Source organism: Erwinia sp. PPS120, assembly GCF_047918655.1.
Taxonomy (GTDB): domain Bacteria; phylum Pseudomonadota; class Gammaproteobacteria; order Enterobacterales; family Enterobacteriaceae; genus Erwinia; species Erwinia tasmaniensis_A.
Genome location: NZ_JBLREF010000066.1, coordinates 1 through 461, shown reverse-complemented (window position 1 = coordinate 461; position 461 = coordinate 1). Strand labels below are relative to the sequence as shown.

The following is a 461-nucleotide window of genomic DNA, read 5'->3' as shown; positions in this document are numbered from 1 at the left end:
CGGCTTCTTGCGCCATCTGCTTTCGACGCGATGGCTTCACCACTTTTTTGCCATGGCTTCCTGAATAATTTCGGCCTTGAGACGCTCTTCAGCATACATTTTTTTGAGGCGACGGTTTTCCTCTTCCAGTTCTTTGAGGCGGGTCATCATGGAAGCATCCATCCCGCCAAAGCGTGAACGCCACTTGTAGAAACTGGCGTTGCTCATGCCATGCTCGCGGCACAGTTCGGCCACCGGCGTTCCTGCCTCGGCTTGCTTCAGAATGGACATGATCTGGCTGTCAGTGAAACGTGATTTTTTCATAGAGATCTCCCCGGTTCAGATTACGAGAAAATTCTACTTATGAATACACCGGTTTTTCGGGGGGATTACCTAGTGCGGCCAGATAATGTCGATGATTGAAACTTTAGTCGTCAACGCTATATCGTCATCATTGAGCACAAGCTCAATAAGTTCATTAT

The 461-nt window shown here is 48.4% G+C and carries 1 pseudogene; it reads right to left on the bottom strand.

The window, feature by feature from the left end:
- Positions 1–303: pseudogene (locus ACLRGG_RS20980) on the bottom strand (transposase); the annotation flags it as partial.
- Positions 304–461 lie beyond the last annotated feature (158 nt).